Source organism: Rhodoluna sp. (assembly GCF_024639375.1).
Taxonomy (GTDB): domain Bacteria; phylum Actinomycetota; class Actinomycetes; order Actinomycetales; family Microbacteriaceae; genus Rhodoluna.
On record NZ_JAHEIM010000003.1, the window covers coordinates 38,723 to 55,854 of the forward strand.

A 17,132-nucleotide genomic window follows, 5' to 3' on the forward strand; every position below is an offset into this window, starting at 1 on the left:
AAGAGCCCTAAAAGAGCTCGTTCTCTGATTTCTGTGGCAGTTCGATTGGGCGAGTGGCATCGCTTTCATAGCCAGCGCCAGTTCCAACGCCAGCATCGTCGGCGTTTAGATCGATGATTTCAAACTCAGTTTCTTCAACTTCAAATTCGATTACTTCTGGTTCGAAAGTGTTGATTACTGAAATCGGAGCCGCAGTTAGGCGACCAACGGCGCCAGTCGCGACATCCTCGGCAAGCACCTCGAGCATGGCGACGGCATCGTCAATAATTTCGTGGTCTTTTTTATTGATGCCGTGCATCAACCAGCGAGCCAATTCAAGTTCGCTGTAAAGCGTGGCGCGCTGTCTGAATCCAGGGTCTACCGCGATGTGGTGCTGGCGATAAACGTCGATGACGCTGTCGCTCAGTTCGTGGATGCCGGTTGCCAGAATCCAAGCAAAATCCTCGGCCGGGTCAGAAATCTTGAGTGTGCTCCAACCAAGAACACCGGTTACCTCGTTGTCGAGAGCCAACATCGAGTCGCCGTTTAGCGAACCGTGAATCACGGTTGGTTGAAAACGGAACAGGCTGCTGTCTTCGAGAGCTGCCTCCCAGCGTGAAAGCAAAATCGAAGGAACCTTGCCAGCGGCAGCGATGCGATCTAGCTCTGCGATTCGGTTGCGCACCACATCGGCCGGTTCGTAGGCCGCAAGGTGAGCATCTTCAACCACAAGTTTGCTCAGGTTGTGAATGGCCGCAATCGACTTGGCGATGCTGTTAGAGAAGTGGCTGTCGGCACCCACTGAATTGATGTCAATTGGGTTGCCATAGATAAATTCGAAAACTAGGGCGCGATTGCCTCGGTCATCCTTGGTCTCACCAATCAGGTTGGTGATTTTGAATGGCAATCTCATGCGGTCTGTGATGCCAAAAGCCTTGAGTGCCCGCAGTTCTACTTCTTGCTCGGCGCCAGCCGCCTGGGTGTTGGCGATGCGAATGATGTAGTGCTCGCCAGTGGTTGAAGTGAGCAGGGCGGTGTCAAATGCCGCCGAGCCTTCGGCCGAGAGGCCCTTTACCTGGGTGAAGTCATATTGCGGAACTGCAGCTTTTGCCAGCGCCGCTAAAATCAAGGGAGATTTAGCCATGACATTCAGGTTAGATAGAAACCCAACTTTCACCCTGCATCGCCACGCGAATCTAGACAGAGAGCCATCATGAATCAACCTCTTGTGCTGCCTTTGGCGCGTGCCGCTATTGACCGGGACTACCTCACCAGAACACGTGACGAGGTTTTCGCCGAACTTTTCGCAAACCCAAATGCACGCGTGATGCCTATTTATGACAGTCAGGTTTTGCTGGTGGGCGCTGTTGATCAACCGCAGCCACAGTTGAGACTTTTTGAACCTGCCGATGTGCCCGAATGGCAACAACTGGTTTACCTTGGCAAAACCTCGGATGACTCCGCCGACTTGCCATTGGGAAGCCCCGTGATTCTGGCAATTTTGGATGAAGCGCAGGCGTTTGAACTTGCTCATAAAGAGGAGTGGCATCAACTGCGCCGCACTGGCGCCGGGCTAAGCGATAGAGACTCAGGTTTATTTGCTCAGTCTTTGGCCTTGGCCAACTGGCACGCAACGCACAAATTCTGCCCGCGCTGTGGTTCAACCACAACTGTTAAGCAAGCTGGTTGGGTTCGCGAGTGTTCGGTCGATGGCCACGAATTATTTCCGCGCACAGATCCGGCAATCATCGTTTCGGTGATTGATGACCAAGATCGCATTCTTCTGGGTTCGCAGGGAACTTGGAAGTCAAACCACTGGTCAATTTTGGCGGGCTTCGTTGAGCCGGGCGAGTCACTCACTGCAGCTGTGATTCGCGAAATGCACGAAGAAGCTGGCGTGCACGTAATTGATCCGGTTTACTTGGGCAGCCAGGCTTGGCCTTTCCCTTATTCGCTGATGGTTGGCTTCACCGCCCGCATTGATCCGAAGCATGCACAGCAGGATTTGCTGCCCGATGGCTTCGAGATTGAAAAGTTGCGTTGGTTTAGCCGCGAAGAAATCGCCGCCGAATGTGCCGATCTGCTTTTGCCTGGACGCATGACAATTTCTCGCTCGCTAATTGAACACTGGTATGGCGCAGAAATCGTTTCTGCCACCGAACTCGAATTGCAATAAGTGGAACCAGAAGATCTGCTCGAAAATTTAGATCCTGAGCAGCGCCTTGCCGCTGAGTCTTTAGTTGGGCCAACCTGCATTCTTGCTGGTGCGGGCACCGGAAAAACTCGCACCGTTACTCACCGCATTGCCTATGGAATTGCCAAGGGTTATTTTGCTGCCAATCGCGTGCTTGCACTTACTTATACGAACCGTGCAGCAGGGGAGTTGCGTGCGCGACTTCGTCAACTTGGTGTGGGTGCGGTGTCGGTAAAAACCTTTCACGCTGCTGCACTGTCACAGCTTGAATTCTTTTGGCCGCAATTTGCCGGAGTGCCGGCCCCCGCAGTGTTGGAATCAAAGGCGCGACTAATCTCGCTGGTTGCCGATGGGTTGAAGATTCGACTCGACTCGGGCGCATTGCGGGACATCGCGGCCGAAATTGAATGGCGCAAGTACTCGATGTTGAGCATGGAGTCTTATGCAGGTGTAGCTGCAGACCGTCCAAAGATTGCCGGCTTGAGTGTTGCAAAAAATCTTGAGATTCAAGAAGGCTACGAGGCTGCAAAGGCAAAGGCTCAAAAGATTGACTGGGAAGACGTCTTGATTTTGACCCTCGGATTACTTCGTGCCGAGCCACGCGCGCTGGCACACGTGCAACAGCAATATCGATTTTTCACAGTAGACGAGTACCAGGATATTTCGCCACTGCAGCACGCGTTGCTCGATGCCTGGTTGGGCAGCCACTCAGATTTGTGTGTGGTTGGCGACCCAAACCAAACGATTTATTCGTTCACCGGTGCAACCAGTGAATATCTGCAAAATTTTGCAACTCGATTCGCAGATGCAACAGTGGTGCAGTTAACCACCAACTATCGCTCCACTGGGCAAATCGTTAGCTTTGCTAATCGCCTAACTGCGCAGAGTTCGGTGGTTGACCCGCTGCAGTCTGCCAACGCCGTTGGTTTAGCGCCGCGCACACTTTCGTTTGCCACTACTGCCGATGAAGTCAATTCGGTGGCCTCTGCCATCCGAGCAAAAATCGATCAAAGAGTAAAGCCAAGCGACATCGCCGTGCTTTACCGAATCAACGGGCAATCTGAACTGGTTGAGAATGCATTGGCTGCACAGGGCATCGACTATCAGGTGCGCGGAGGTGAGCGGTTCTTTAATCGACCAGAAATTCAAAATGCGATTCGCGCCATTCGTGCCGCCGCCGTTGTGCCGAGTGAAAAAAGTTTGTTTGAGTTGGTTGCCGAAATTTGCCGCAGCTTGGGATGGCAGATGCAGCAGCCAACCGAACCGGGTAGCAATCGTGAAAAGTGGGAGTCTTTGAATTCACTGCTTGCTATCACTGAAGAAATGCAAACCGAGGCAACTCTGGCAGACATGGCCAAGGAACTGGAAGAGCGCCAGCGTTCACAACATGAACCTGTGAAGGCCGCCGTCACCCTTTCGACCATTCACGCGGCCAAGGGCTTGGAGTGGGATTACGTTTTCATCATCGGGTTGACTGAGGGGTACCTGCCTATCAGCTACGCCAAAACCGAAGCCGAACTTCGTGAAGAGCAAAGACTGCTTTATGTTGCAATCACACGAGCACGCAAAGAGTTGACTCTTTCGTGGTCGCGCGCCGATGCCAACTCAACTCGCGAGCGCGAACCGTCTCGCTTCTTTGCAATGTTGCAACCGCGAATTTAATTCGCAACGCAAACTAAAAACAATCGCAGGCCTTATTTGCAGGCCACTGAAATTCGCTCACCTCACCCGTTGAATTTGCCAGCCGGTATCCGGTGGTTTCTTCTTGGGTTAGTTCAAACCCACCAACTCGATCAAGCTGAGTCAAGGTTTTTTGCAATGCCAGACCAGCCGCAAAAAGTTGGCTTGCCGTGTCGTCGAAACGTTTAGTGCTGGTTGCAAGTTGACTGGCAAGCGCCGGCCATTTTTCATCGGCTTCTGTTTTTGATAGATCTAGGCACTTTAGGCAAGCGGTTTTGCCAGGCACGATAGTGGGTGACACCCATGCGCCCTGTGAATCAAACGTGATTGCTAGATGGGGAACGCTGTGTTTCATCAGCTGCTCATAGCGTTTAGTTGGCAAGGCTTGATTTGCGATAAGTACGGCAAAATCCAATTTTGCTACTTGCTTTTCAGTGGTTTCGTGGCTGATCTTGGTTTGATTTGGCGAGGCATCAAGAATTGCGTGCAGCGCATCACCCCGAGTGCGACCTGCCAACTGGCTCGGATAACCGCTTGGCCCAAGATCTGCGCTTTGCACTTTTTGATTGTCGATTGTGCAGAGTTGCCCAACACCCGCGGCGGCAAGCCCAAGACTAAGTGAAAGGCCAGTCTTCTCAAGATTTTCAATTTGCACCCGACGATGTTGCCGCTCTAGCAGCACGGCCTCGCCATCAACCGAGTGCAGCAAACTGCTTTTGATTATTTCGGAATAGGCGGAACTAATAAAGTCAGCACTGAGTTGCAACTTGCTGTTGGGTTTAGGCGACTCTTGTAGCAGCAACTCTTCTAGGTCAGCAATCAGCGATTTCGATTCTGATTCCGCAAGACCCAGTTGGTTGCTAACCAAGCCCAACTGTTGATCGGCTATGCCTTGATAAAGTGCCGCTACTAGCCGTTCTTGAGCGGCAGATAATTTGCGCAATAAAACTTTGTTACTGCCTAGACCCAGCTGCAGAGTGTGCGGGTCGCGCCAAAGAGCTTGATGACTTGGATTGATTCGATAAACCATGCCCCAATGTTTGGGCAGTGAGCAACGCAGTGCTCAAGTTATGCACATATGGTTACTCACCGAGAAGATCGCGCAGTGCTTGGTCGAACTCATCGGGTTGGTTATTTTCGCCACGCAATTTTGCAATCAACCTTGAAGGGTCGGCAATGTCTGCAGCGCCAGGCATCACGTCAGGGTGATCCCAAAGTGAATCACGCATTTCGATGCCAACCTCTGCGCCAATTGCCCGCCACATTGCACTGGCTTCACGCAAGCGACGAGGTCGAAGTTCTAGTCCAACCAAAGTGCCAAAGGTTTGTTCTGCTGGCCCACCGGTTGCACGGCGGCGACGAACCGCCTCGGCAATTGCGGCGGCACGCGGCAACAGTTTCGTGGCGTCTTCAGTCACCACATCAACCCAACCTTCAATCAGGGCCAGTGTGGTTTCGATATTCGCCAGCGCCGCTTTCTGATCTTCAGAGCGCTCAGCGATGAATGAACCTGATTCCAAAGCCTGCTGAATTTGTTCGGTGTTGTTTGGGTCAAAGTCTTCGGCAAATTCACTAATGCGTGTGTTGTCGATCGAAATATCCGCAGCATATTTTGTGATTTGTGTAATCACTGCCTCGCGCAACCACTTGCTGTGTTTAAACAAACGCACGTGGGCCATTTCGCGAATCACCAGATAAATAAATGCCTGATCTTTTTCAACATCTAGCCCAGCGATAAATTCTTCAAGATTCTGAGGCACAAAGGCTGCACGTTGATCTTTAAACAGCGGCAAGCCAATGTCTCCGCCTGAAAGCACCTCGGCAGAAAGTTTTCCGAGCGCCTGCCCGAGTTGCATGGCAAATAATGTTCCGCCGGCACTTCGCATCAGTGCGCTGGCGTTGCCCAGCATTGCGCTTAGCTCTTCGGGCACGTTTTGTTCGAGGTGCTCAGATAGGGCAGCGCTCATGCGATTGGCTACCGGCTCAGCCAAAGCTTGAATTAGTGGCATGGCATCGGCCACCCAAAGTTCGCGGGTAAGCAACTTGGCTTCGGTGGTCAACTCAGAAAAAGCAGTCGCGTTATTTAGCCACAGCGAGCCGATGTTTTCGGCACTTTGAATGGCCTGTCTAGAACCTTCACTCACGGCAGCGGCGCCTTGGGCAGCAAGATTGCGAGCTTGACCGGTGGCCAGCTGCCAATTGACGCCGGTGGTTAGGTTTGCGGGCATGGCTGCCATTGCGGCTCGAGCCTGCTCAAAAAGGGCGGCAAAACGCTCAAAATCCTCGGGATTCATGCCCTCGGGCACTTTATTGTCGTCGCTCATGCCTAGTCCTTACCTGATAAAGATAATCGCGTTTAGGCTTGAAGCATTCCATCGAATTTAGAGAGGGCGTCATTGAGTTTCTTTGACTACCCCCGTGGCCACGAGCAGTCGGCAACAAAGGGCAAATCGCGTCGTTTCGCAGGGCTGGGTTTTCTAGTCGTTGCAGCTTTCGGTCTATTGGCGGCTTTCTATTTGCCAACCGGTTACGTGATTGAACAACCGGGCCCAACCTTTAACGTTTTAGGCGCTTCGGATGGCACTGCCGTAATCGAGATTCCCGATGCACCTACTTATGCAACCACCGGGCACCTAGATTTGCTCACCGTTTCGGTAGTTGGTAATCGCGAACAAACTCCAAATTGGGCTGAGGTTTTCAACGCTTGGCTAGATCCAGCCAAGAGTGTGATTCCACTCGAGGAGATTTTCCCGGCGAACCAAACCACAAAGCAGGCTGAACTCGAGAGCAGCGCGATGATGGAGATCTCGCAGCAAGAAGCAATCGCCGCTGCACTCACTCAGCTTGGTTATAAGGTTCCTTGGTTTATTTATGTAAGCGAAGTTGCCAAAAAGTCTCCGGCCAGTGGAAAGTTTGTTGGTGCCGATTACGTCAATGCCGTAAACGGTGTAAAAGTAAAAAACATCGATGAGCTGCGCGCCGAAGTAAATAAATATGACGGTAAAAATGCGCTAGAGATTTCAATTATTCGAGCTGGTCTACCACTAAAACTTTTGATTGACCCGGTTAAAGATGATTCGGGCGCTTGGCGAATGGGTGTGACCGTTGGCTACAAATACGAATTCCCAATCAATGTGAATTTGCATCTTGCCGATGTTGGTGGCCCTTCGGGCGGCATGATGTTTGCCCTTGGCATTTATGACAAACTCACACCCGGCGCACTAACCGGCGCTCGTTTTATTGCGGGCACCGGAACCATCACTTCAACTGGCAACGTTGGCCCTATTGGTGGCATTCGCCAAAAAATGTATGGTGCCCAAAATGCTGGAGCCAGCTATTTTCTTGCGCCGTCTGAAAATTGCAACGAGGTAGTTGGCAATATTCCGAGTGGTCTAAAGGTTTTTAAGGTTTCAACCTTTTCTGAAGCAATCAACATCGTAAAAACAATTGGTGAGGCTAAAGATTTGTCTAGCCTGCCAACCTGCACCAAATAAAAACCAGGAGAAACATGCAAAAGCCAACGCCATTTTCTATTGCCATTGGAATCATCGTTGTTCTAGGTATTGCCCTGCTTGCAGCTAGCGGCGTGTACACCGACGTGCTCTGGTTTAACCAGCTTGGCTTTGGTCAAGTGTTCACCACTCAGGTGATCGCGCAGGTGGCGCTATTTTTGATTGCCGGTTCGGCCATGGCTTTGATCACCAGCGTGAGCTACAACTTGGCATATCGCAGTCGCCCAATCTATTTGAAATTCCCAGATGAAGGGGATGCTTTCGCCAGCTACCGTGAACTGCTAGAGCGTTTGCGCAAAGTCATCAAAATTGGTTTGCCAATCTTGCTCGGCATTTTTGGCGGTGTGGCTGCACTTAGCCGTTGGCCAATTGTTCTGATGTGGCTTAACCGCACACCGGCAGGAACCAAGGACCCGCAATTTGGTCTCGACGTTTCGTTTTATCTTTTTGAGTTGCCATTTTTGAGTGCGGCAGTCACCTATTTGTCGGCAATCGTTCTGCTAGCAGGTTTGGTATCAACCTCTGTGCACCTGATCTATGGCAACATCAAGTTCGCTGGTCGCAACAGCAAAATCACCAAGCCGGCACGAATTCAAATTGCAACAATCGCAGCAATTTACTTGGCTGTTCAGGCTGCGAGCCTTTGGCTTGACCAGTTCTCAACTATGACCAGCGCCTCGGGTCTTTACACCGGCGCAACCTATAGCGATGTCAACGCAACTATCCCGGGTTTTCAAATCATGGCTCTGATTGCTCTTGTGGTGGCCGTGCTCTTCTTGGTTACCGCAGTGGTTGGTCGTTGGCGTTTGTCGGTGATGGGAACCGCACTGATGGTGGTGAGCTCAATCGTTTTGGGTGGAATTTATCCGTGGATTATTCAGACTTTTCAGGTGGTTCCAAATGAGCGCACGCTTGAAGCGGAATTCATCACTCGCAACATTGAGGCAACTCGTGTGGCCTACGGTCTCGACAAAGTTGAAACCACCGACTACCAAGCCACAACCGATGCAAACGCAGGTGCCTTGCGCAAAGACGCCGAAACCACCGCAAGCATTCGCATTATTGACCCTGCCTTGGTGAGCGCATCTTTTAAACAACTTGAGCAATACAAGCAGTACTACAACTTCGCCGCGCACCTTGATGTCGACCGCTACACAATTGATGGCAAGACCCAAGACACCGTGGTTGCGGTGCGCGAACTTGATCAATCAGGTTTGGGCAGCTCACAATCTTGGTACAACAACGTCATTGTTTATACCCACGGATACGGTGTGGTTGCGGCCTATGGAAACCAGCGTTCGGTTGAAGGTCAACCGGTGTTCTTGCAAAAGGGAATTCCGTCAAACGGTTTGCTCGGCAAGTATGAACCTCGCATTTACTTTGGTGAAAACTCACCAACCTATTCAATTGTTGGTTCAGCCGATGGCGCTGCGTCACGTGAGTTGGATTACCCAGCCGGCGACGGTGAAGCAGATCAGACCTACACAACTTTCAACGGCAACGGTGGGCCAAAGCTTGACAACATCTTCTCGCGCCTTGCCTATGCGTTGAAGTTCCAGAGCGAACAGATTTTGCTTTCTGACGCAGTGAATAACAACTCTCAGATCTTGTATCAGCGCAGCCCACTTGAACGCGTGCAAGCAGTGGCACCATACTTAACCCTTGACCGAGACAGCTACCCAGCGGTGGTTGATGGTCGTGTGGTTTGGATTGTTGACGGTTACACAACCTCGGCAAACTACCCGTACTCACGTGCCGAGAATCTTGGCGACGCTATTTCGGACACCAGCACAACCACCGGTTCTACTCGCGGCTCAATCAACTACATTCGCAACTCGGTCAAGGCCACTGTCGATGCCTATGACGGCAGCGTCAAGTTGTATGCCTGGGATGACAAGGACCCAATTCTAAAAACCTGGTCGAAGATTTTCCCAAACACTTTGTTGCCAGTTTCAGAGATGTCTGGTGAGTTGTTGAGTCACGTTCGCTACCCAGCAGACATGTTCAAGTTGCAGCGCGCAATCTTGGGCACGTATCACGTGAGTGACCCTGGTTCGTTCTACTCTCAAGAAGATGCCTGGATGACACCAAACGATCCGGTTTCGGCAACCACCTCAGGCGCTGGCTCATTGCAGCCGCCGTATTACTTGAGCATGCAGGTTCCAGGAACCAGCCGACCAGCGTTCTCGCTTTACTCAACTTTTATTCCTCGCTCAACTGGCGCCTCGAGTCGAAGCGTCTTGAAGGGTTATCTGGTTGCTGATTCCGATGCCGGTTCGGTCGCTGGCAAGGTATCCGCGGAGTATGGAAAGTTGCGTTTGCTGGCACTGCCTTCAAGCACCATCGTGCCTGGCCCGGGTCAGGTGCAAAACTCGTTTAGCGCCGACGCAGAGGTTTCGCGATTGCTAAACATTTTGCGTCAGGGTTCAACCAAGGTGCTCAACGGCAACCTCCTGACTTTGCCAATTGGTGGCGGGTTGCTTTATGTGCAGCCGGTCTACATTCAGTCGCTTGGCGAAACCAGTTTTCCATTGTTGAAGAAAGTTCTCGTGGCCTTTGGTGACAAGATCGCATTCGAAGACACTTTGGATGAAGCTCTCGACGCATTGTTTGGCGGTAACTCTGGTGCCAACGCTGGTGATTCAACTGGTGGTTCAACTACGCCGGTCACGCCGACCACCCCGGGCACGCCATCCACACCAAGCACCGGCTCTAATGCGGCACTCGCCAATGCACTCGAAGTTGCACGTCTTGCCCTGGTTGCAAAACAAGCAGCAATGGCAGCTGGAGACTGGAGTGCTTATGGAAAGGCGGAGGCTGCTTTAAAGAAGGCAATCGACGCAGCTATTGCTGCCAGCAAATAAGGCTGGCAGCACCACACTTTGGCGTGCTACACTTGGAACTTCGCCGCGGGGTGGAGCAGTTCGGTAGCTCGCCGGGCTCATAACCCGGAGGTCGTAGGTTCAAATCCTGCCCCCGCAACCAAGTGAAAATCCCAGTCTCGATTGAGACTGGGATTTCGCTTTAACAAGGTTGTTTCGCCTGCCCAATTTGGGCTGTGGAAAACTTGGGTAAAAATGTCGGCGCCTGCCTAGCCTGCAAACTATGTATAGAGACCGATTTCGCAACACCGCGATTCTTGCTTCATCGCTGCTGGTCACAATGTTTATTTTTGCGCCTGAACCAAGCTGGGCAGGCTGTCGAAATTCTGGAGGCGGCAACACTGGCTTTGCTTATGGCTCGCAGGTCGACGGCGACAGTGTGACGATATGTGCATCCACCCAAAGCGTCGCACCGGCGCGCAAGTCAGAGGTTAAAACTCCCGTCAAAAACACTTCAAAAAACACAACTTCGGTGGTTAGCCATACGCCAGCAAAAACCAAGTCTGTTGTCACAGTTTCAGCAACAAAAGCTGCAGCTAAACCCGTGGTCCTGCCCAAGTTTTTGCGGCCGGCAACCAGCGCACCAAAACGAGTGCTGCCGTTTCAAATTGCTAAGCCTGCTGTGAAAGTAAAAACCAAAACTGTTGTGACGCCTGCCGTTGCGAGAGTAGTGACCAAAACCAAGACCGTATCCTCGACCGCCACAAAAGTTACATCCACGGTCATTCCTTCGGCCGCAGCTAGCCAAAACGAATCAGCGGGGTTCACCCCAACCGCCGTAAGTGCTTCGGTGTGGCCAACTAACCAAACCGAACCGCAGGTGCCGTTGGTTTTCAACGCCGATGCTTTGGCGCACTTTAGGGTCGGCAAAATTCTGGGCAAATCTGCCGAGGTGATGTTCACCCCTGTTTCACTCACCTGGAATTTTGATGACGGCACCACTAGTTCAGGCCTGCAGGTGCAGCATGCCTTCGCCAGCGAGGGCAATTATCGAGTCAACGCCCGAGTGGTTTATGCGGTTTCTTACCGATTCGTTGGGCAGACATCCTGGGTAAATGAATCGGGAACCATCTCGATGTTGGCCAACTTAAACATCAAGGTAGCAACGGCTCTAGGCGACGGCGAGGTTGGCACCATTGTGCAGGCGGGGGAGGAACCCGCACTCGTTGGTGGTGGCCGAGTGGCATTGGTGGGCAGTGATTGCATCCAACGCCCAAACAGTTTTGGCTGTGGTTTTTAGTTTCAGTTAGTTTTCAGCCGGGTTACATAAACTATTCAGGCTTGCTTGACATTCTGATCGCACAAGTTGAGCTTGAAAGGCCATTGAATTGAACGATTACAACCACCAATTTGTATTTGAAGTTGCCCCAATTCCAGTTCTTGAAAAGAAGCGCCCGAGCCTTAAAGAGCGCCTTGCCAAGAAGACCACTTTTCTAACCGGCACTGCCGCCGTGACCCTTGGTGCAGTTATCGGCGCTGGTGTAGGTGCGGGTGTCGGCGTGACGGTTTACAACCTTTGGACCCAGCCTGCAGCGGTGGTAGTCAACAATGCTGACTCAGTCACCTGGGTGACGGGCGCAGCCGCAACAGCAGCCCCATCAACCGCAACGGTAAATGTTGCCAGCTCATCGGGTGCAGGTAACGGCTCTGGTGTTTTTCTAACTGCCGACGGTTACTTGCTAACCAACAACCACGTGGTCACTCTCGAGGGCCAGTCATCGCAGGTAACCGTGCAGGTGAAGACCTATGACGGCCGCGTTTACCCGGCCACAGTAGTTGGCACCGATGCGATTAACGACCTTGCGGTTCTAAAGGTTGAGGCGCCAGTTAAATTCACTCCAATCAAGTTTGCCGATTCAGACAAATTGAACGTGGGCGACAAGGTTGTTGCGATTGGTGCACCACTTGGTTTGGCCAACACCGTGACCGAAGGAATCGTCTCGGCTCTGAACCGCACCATTCAAGTTGCCTCATCGGCGGTGCCAGAGAATTCATCTTCAGGCGGCGGACTTCAGTTATTTAGCGGTTCGGGCACCGCAGTTAATTTGCGAGTGATTCAAACCGACGCAGCCATCAACCCGGGCAACTCTGGCGGTGCGCTGGTAAATGACAAGGGCGAGCTAGTTGGCATCAACGTGGCAATTGCTTCAGCCGGCTCAGGCAGCAGCTCTGGCAGCATCGGCGTTGGTTTTGCAATTCCCTCGGATGTTGCGCAGCGTATTGCAAACGAAATTATGAAGACTGGAAAAGCGAGCCACGCACTCTTGGGTGCTGGCGTTACCGACTGGTCTGACAACGCGAGCGCTTCAAGCTTCAGCGTTGGTGCCGAAGTTAAAGAATTGACTGCCGGTGGCGCTGCCGAAAAAGCTGGCATCAAGGTTGGCGACATCATCGTGAAGTTCAACGGGCAGGCAATTAACTCGGCTAGCGAGTTGACCTCTGCGGTGCGAGTTGAACCGGCTGGCGCCAAGGCCACTGTAGAACTTCTTCGCGATGGCAAGAGTGTGACCATCGAAGTAGTCTTGGGTGACGCAGCAAATATTTAGTAGGTGGTTTTGAATGAGTGATCGAGACGAACTTGGCGGTCAAACCAGCGGTTCCACCCTGCTCGAAGAGCAAATTCAAAATGTTGAACCGGGCGATCACGAGCGGTATTCGCACTATGTTCGCAAAGAAAAAATTGTTGAGTCTGCGGTTCTTGGCACTCCAGTAATTGCCCTCTGCGGCAAGACCTGGGTGCCGGGCCGAGACCCACAAAAGTTTCCGGTGTGCCCAACCTGCAAAGAAATTTATGAGGGCCTTCGTCCGGAAGACCCAAAGAGCACAAATCAATAGCGGCGCCAGCATCCGGGGCAATGCCACTGGTTTAAATCGCCAAAGGTAGACTTTCAAACGTGAATGACGCGCCAATTGGCATTTTTGACTCGGGAGTTGGCGGGCTAACCGTAGCTCGCGCGATCATCGACCAGCTGCCTAACGAATCCATCATTTACGTTGGCGATACCGCCAACAGCCCATACGGCCCAAAGACCATTCCTGAAGTTCGCGAACTTGCGCTTGCCGTGATGGATCGACTTGTTGATGAAGGCGTCAAGATTTTGGTCATTGCCTGCAACTCAGCATCGGCAGCAGTTTTGCGCGATGCTCGAGAGCGCTACACGGTGGGCCGTGGCATTCCCGTGGTTGAAGTAATTCAGCCCGCCGTTCGCCGAGCGGTGGCAGCAACTCGCAATCAAAAAGTTGGTGTCATCGGCACCAACGCAACAATTACTTCGCGTGCCTATGACGACGCATTCGCTGCGGCAGTCGATCTGCAAATTGTTAGCGCAGCGTGCCCATCGTTCGTCGATTTTGTTGAGCAGGGCATCACCTCGGGGCCGCAGCTTTTGGCAGATGCCGAAAAATATCTCGGCCCAATTCGCGATTCTGGTGTGGACACATTGGTTTTGGGTTGCACGCACTATCCGTTGCTCACCGGCGCCATTTCTTATGTGATGGGTGAAGACGTAACTCTGGTGTCATCCGCAGAGGAAACCGCTAAAGATGTTTATCGCACATTGGTAGCGCACAATTTGTTGCGCACCGCAACCACGCCACCAACTCTAAAATTCAAAGCCACCGGTGACGTCGAGTCATTCGAGAAATTAGCCCGCAGATTCTTGGGGCCTGAAGTTACGAAAGTAGAAGCACTCTCATGACCCTTCGTCAAGATGGCCGCACGGCCGACCAATTGCGTGAAATCACAATCGAACGAGGCTGGAGCGCTCACGCCGAAGGCTCGGCGCTAATTTCTTTTGGCGGCACCAAAGTTTTGTGCACCGCGTCTTTCACCTCTGGTGTGCCACGTTGGAAGGTTGGCAAAGGCGAAGGTTGGGTCACTGCAGAATATGCAATGCTTCCTCGCGCTACCCACGATCGCAACGACCGGGAAGCAGTCAAAGGCAAAATCGGGGGACGCACTCACGAAATTTCTCGATTGATTGGTCGCAGTTTGCGCGCAATCGTTGACGTTCGCGAACTTGGCGAAAACACCATCGTGATTGACTGTGATGTTTTGCAGGCTGATGGTGGCACTCGCACAGCGGCAATCACTGGCGCATACATTGCACTTGTCGATGCAATTACTTGGGCTCGCGAAAAGAAACTAATTCCTGCTAAAGCAAAACCACTGAGCGACAGCGTTGCTGCAGTTTCAGTTGGCATCATCGATGGAGTGCCATTTCTTGACCTTGCTTACACAGAAGATGTTCGCGCTCACACAGACATGAATGTTGTGGTCACCGGAAGCGGAAAGTTCGTCGAAGTTCAGGGCACCGCAGAAGGTGTGCCATTCGATCGTGATGAGCTAAACCTGTTGCTTGATCTGGCTCTCAAGGGCACCACCGAATTGACCAACATCCAGAGTGCATCGCTCGAGGCTGCAAAATAATGCAACTGGTGCTTGCCTCGCACAACCAACACAAAATTCAAGAACTCGGCGCAATCATTAGCGCTGCAGTGCCCTATGTTGAACTGATTGGCTACGACGGCCCAGAGCCAATCGAAGATGGCACCAGCTTTTTAGAAAATGCCTTGATCAAAGCGCGTGCTGCATTTGCGCACACCGGATTGCCTTCAATTGCTGACGATTCAGGCATAGCAGTAGAAGTGCTTGGCGGTTCACCTGGAATTTTTAGTGCCCGTTGGGCTGGCGGCCGAGATGCCGCGGCAAACCGTCAATTATTGCTGGCTCAAATTGCTGACATGGCCGAAGAAAATAGGGGTGCTTCGTTTGTGTGCACCATCGCCTATGTAGATTCTGAAAACGAAATTTCATTCACAGGAATTTGGCCTGGGCGAGTAGCCACTGAAGAGGATGGCCTCAAAGGCTTCGGATACGACCCAATTTTCATTCCAGAAGGTTTTGAAGTTACAGCCGCCGAGCTAGACCCTGAGGTAAAAAACTCAATTAGCCACCGATCGTTGGCGCTTGAGCAACTGTGCAGCTACCTAAGCACTCTTTAGTCGATTAGCGATTCGGTCTTCTGCTGGCGACGAGTACGAATGATTTCAATCGCAATCGGAATGCTTGAGACCACAACAAATCCGAGGGTGAAATATTCAACGTGTTCGGCAACGAACGGAACCTTGCCCAAAAAGTAGCCCAGCAGGGTAACGCCTGAGCCCCAACCAAGCACGCCAATCACGTTGTACTTCAAAAACTTGCGATAAGACATCTGGCCAATGCCAGCAGCCACCGGCACGAAGGTGCGCATTACCGGCACAAAGTGGGCCAGGATAATCGCGCGTGAACCGTAGCGCTCAAAAAATGAGTTGGTGCGCGAAACGTTCTCTTGGCTGAAGAAACGCGAGTCAGATTTATTAAAGATCGCCGGGCCAACGCGACGGCCGATCCAGTATCCGGTTTGGTCGCCAGCCCAGGCGGCGAGAGAAATCAGCACGCAAGCTAACCAAATTGGAATTTGAATTGCGCCGGCGGAAACCATGAGGCCTGCAACAAATAGCAGCGAGTCGCCGGGCAGGAAGAAGCCCACCAGCAGACCGGTCTCAATAAATACGATGGCGCAAACGCCAATCATTGCGAAAGCGCCGAATGATGCGATTAGTGTTTCAGGCCGCAGCCAATCTATTCCAAACATGCGCCCCTAGCAGGAATCGAACCTGCGCACCCGCCTCCGGAGAGCGGCGCTCTATCCCCTGAGCTATAGGGGCAAAGGGTGCAGACCAAGACTAACAGTGGGCATGCTCTAGGCTTGGGGAGTTTTCAAAGAGTAGATCAAGGAGCAGCAGTGGCGCTTAAGTTGCCGAGCCAGTGGGTTTGGGATTCATGGTTCGTATTTGACGGTGAAAAACATCACGCCTTTTATCTGCAAGCGTCGCGAGCTCTTGGTGATCAAAATCGCCGCCACCGAAACGTGACTGTGGGCCATGCAATTTCTGATGATCTTAAAAATTGGACAGTGGTTGCAGATGCAATTGCTCCATCTGAATCTCCAGCGCCAGATAGTTGGACCACATGGACTGGGTCAGTGGTTCAAAACGATGACGGCGTTTGGTGGATGTTCTACACCGGCACTAGTCGTGAAGACGCGGGGGAGCGTCAGACTGTTTGCGCTGCAACTTCGACCGATCTAATGACCTGGACCAAGCTCGAGCAGCAGCCGATTGTTGCTGCCGATTCGCGTTGGTATAAAACTTTGGCAGCCGGTTTTGATAATGAACCCTTTAGAGATCCATGGGTATTCAAATTGCCAGGTGAAGATACCTGGACCATGCTGACTACTGCGGGATCGATTGAAGCCAAGAGCCGTCGCGAAGAAGCCATCATGGGAGTGGCCAAATCTAGCGATTTAAAAACTTGGCAAATTCAACCACCGTTGGGTGGCCCCGGTCAGGGTTTTGGCGAGACCGAAGTTTTTCAGTTTGAAATAGTCGACGGCATTCCAATTTTGTTGTTCTGTTGCGGGCCACTTTGGCTCTCGGATGAGCGCAAAGCGAACGGCGAAATTGGCGGCGTTTACAGTCTTCCGGTAGCCGCAGACCTATCCGATGTTGATTTCAACCGTGCGGTTTTGTTTCCAGACCTGCGTCTTTACGCTTCTCGATTGGTGCAAGACCGCCAGGGTGGCTGGAAGCTAATCGCATTCTTGAACAATGTAGATGGTGAATTCTTGGGGGAGCTTTGTGACCCGATTCCGGTGACCTCAGACTCCATCCTTGGGCTGGTACCTAAATCCCAGGCTTAATGTAAGCGTTTACAAATCGTTATCTTAAATCGACCTTTTCTTTACCATTTCGTGTTTTTCTCTGGCTAGTCTGGCTCTGCACATTGAAAGTAACCGCTTTCAGTGTTTCTTTGAAAGGACTATTGAGTATGAAGCTAGG

The 17,132-nt window shown here is 52.0% G+C and carries 15 protein-coding genes and 2 tRNA genes; 12 read left to right on the plus strand and 5 right to left on the minus strand.

Annotated features, from left to right (window positions below; genetic code table 11):
* Positions 1-7 precede the first annotated feature (7 nt).
* On the minus strand, positions 8-1,123 hold the full coding sequence (locus Q0L28_RS01745; RefSeq protein WP_296630755.1) for a phosphotransferase: 1,116 nt from the start codon (positions 1,121-1,123) through the stop codon (positions 8-10).
* Between the two features lie 69 nt (positions 1,124-1,192).
* Between Q0L28_RS01745 and nudC the strand changes: the two genes are divergently transcribed.
* Together nudC and Q0L28_RS01755 are read left to right on the plus strand one after the other, a co-directional pair.
* Entirely contained in the window at positions 1,193-2,155 is a 963-nt protein-coding gene (gene nudC / locus Q0L28_RS01750) for an NAD(+) diphosphatase (protein WP_296630757.1), read from the plus strand.
* The gene (locus Q0L28_RS01755) at positions 2,156-3,835 is read left to right on the plus strand and encodes an ATP-dependent helicase (protein WP_296630759.1); all 1,680 of its coding nucleotides are present in this window, start codon (positions 2,156-2,158) and stop codon (positions 3,833-3,835) included.
* A gap of 13 nt (positions 3,836-3,848) precedes the next feature.
* On the opposite strand, the gene Q0L28_RS01760 is transcribed toward Q0L28_RS01755, so the two are convergent.
* Positions 3,849-4,883 carry a hypothetical protein gene (locus tag Q0L28_RS01760; protein WP_296630761.1) on the minus strand — a complete coding sequence of 345 codons (1,035 nt, stop codon included), beginning with the start codon at positions 4,881-4,883 and terminating at the stop codon, positions 3,849-3,851.
* 52 nt (positions 4,884-4,935) lie between these two features.
* Positions 4,936-6,177: a zinc-dependent metalloprotease gene (locus Q0L28_RS01765; protein WP_296630764.1), complete on the minus strand. Its 1,242-nt coding sequence runs from the start codon at positions 6,175-6,177 to the stop codon at positions 4,936-4,938.
* Positions 6,178-6,249: 72 nt separating this feature from the next.
* Between Q0L28_RS01765 and Q0L28_RS01770 the strand changes: the two genes are divergently transcribed.
* From Q0L28_RS01770 to rdgB, 9 genes are all read left to right on the plus strand, one after another.
* Positions 6,250-7,347, plus strand: a complete 1,098-nt coding sequence (locus Q0L28_RS01770) for a S16 family serine protease (protein WP_296630766.1) — start codon at positions 6,250-6,252, stop codon at positions 7,345-7,347.
* A 14-nt stretch (positions 7,348-7,361) separates the two neighbouring features.
* Positions 7,362-10,229 carry a UPF0182 family protein gene (locus tag Q0L28_RS01775; protein WP_296630769.1) on the plus strand — a complete coding sequence of 956 codons (2,868 nt, stop codon included), beginning with the start codon at positions 7,362-7,364 and terminating at the stop codon, positions 10,227-10,229.
* Positions 10,230-10,273: 44 nt separating this feature from the next.
* Positions 10,274-10,350, plus strand: a tRNA-Met gene (locus Q0L28_RS01780).
* 120 nt (positions 10,351-10,470) lie between these two features.
* Entirely contained in the window at positions 10,471-11,487 is a 1,017-nt protein-coding gene (locus Q0L28_RS01785; protein ID WP_296630772.1) for a PKD domain-containing protein, read from the plus strand.
* Between the two features lie 88 nt (positions 11,488-11,575).
* Positions 11,576-12,793 (plus strand): trypsin-like peptidase domain-containing protein, encoded by a 1,218-nt coding sequence (locus Q0L28_RS01790; RefSeq protein WP_296630775.1) that lies wholly within the window; start codon positions 11,576-11,578, stop codon positions 12,791-12,793.
* 13 nt (positions 12,794-12,806) lie between these two features.
* The gene (locus Q0L28_RS01795; protein ID WP_296630777.1) at positions 12,807-13,082 is read left to right on the plus strand and encodes a DUF3039 domain-containing protein; all 276 of its coding nucleotides are present in this window, start codon (positions 12,807-12,809) and stop codon (positions 13,080-13,082) included.
* A gap of 59 nt (positions 13,083-13,141) precedes the next feature.
* Positions 13,142-13,945, plus strand: a complete 804-nt coding sequence (gene murI / locus Q0L28_RS01800; protein WP_296630779.1) for a glutamate racemase — start codon at positions 13,142-13,144, stop codon at positions 13,943-13,945.
* Positions 13,942-14,676: a ribonuclease PH gene (rph, locus tag Q0L28_RS01805; protein ID WP_296630780.1), complete on the plus strand. Its 735-nt coding sequence runs from the start codon at positions 13,942-13,944 to the stop codon at positions 14,674-14,676. The genes murI and rph overlap by 4 nt, the downstream gene beginning before the upstream one ends.
* Positions 14,673-15,251, plus strand: coding sequence for an RdgB/HAM1 family non-canonical purine NTP pyrophosphatase (gene rdgB / locus Q0L28_RS01810; RefSeq protein ID WP_296630900.1), 579 nt, complete (start codon positions 14,673-14,675; stop codon positions 15,249-15,251). Before rph ends, rdgB begins: the two co-directional genes overlap by 4 nt.
* On the opposite strand, the gene Q0L28_RS01815 is transcribed toward rdgB, so the two are convergent.
* A complete protein-coding gene (locus tag Q0L28_RS01815; RefSeq protein ID WP_296630784.1) occupies positions 15,248-15,886 on the minus strand; it encodes a VTT domain-containing protein in 639 nt (212 codons plus the stop codon). The genes rdgB and Q0L28_RS01815 overlap by 4 nt on opposite strands.
* A 1-nt stretch (position 15,887) precedes the next feature.
* Positions 15,888-15,959: transfer RNA gene (locus Q0L28_RS01820), tRNA-Arg, on the minus strand.
* A 77-nt stretch (positions 15,960-16,036) separates the two neighbouring features.
* Between Q0L28_RS01820 and Q0L28_RS01825 the strand changes: the two genes are divergently transcribed.
* Positions 16,037-16,993 (plus strand): glycosyl hydrolase family 32, encoded by a 957-nt coding sequence (locus tag Q0L28_RS01825; protein ID WP_296630787.1) that lies wholly within the window; start codon positions 16,037-16,039, stop codon positions 16,991-16,993.
* Positions 16,994-17,132 lie beyond the last annotated feature (139 nt).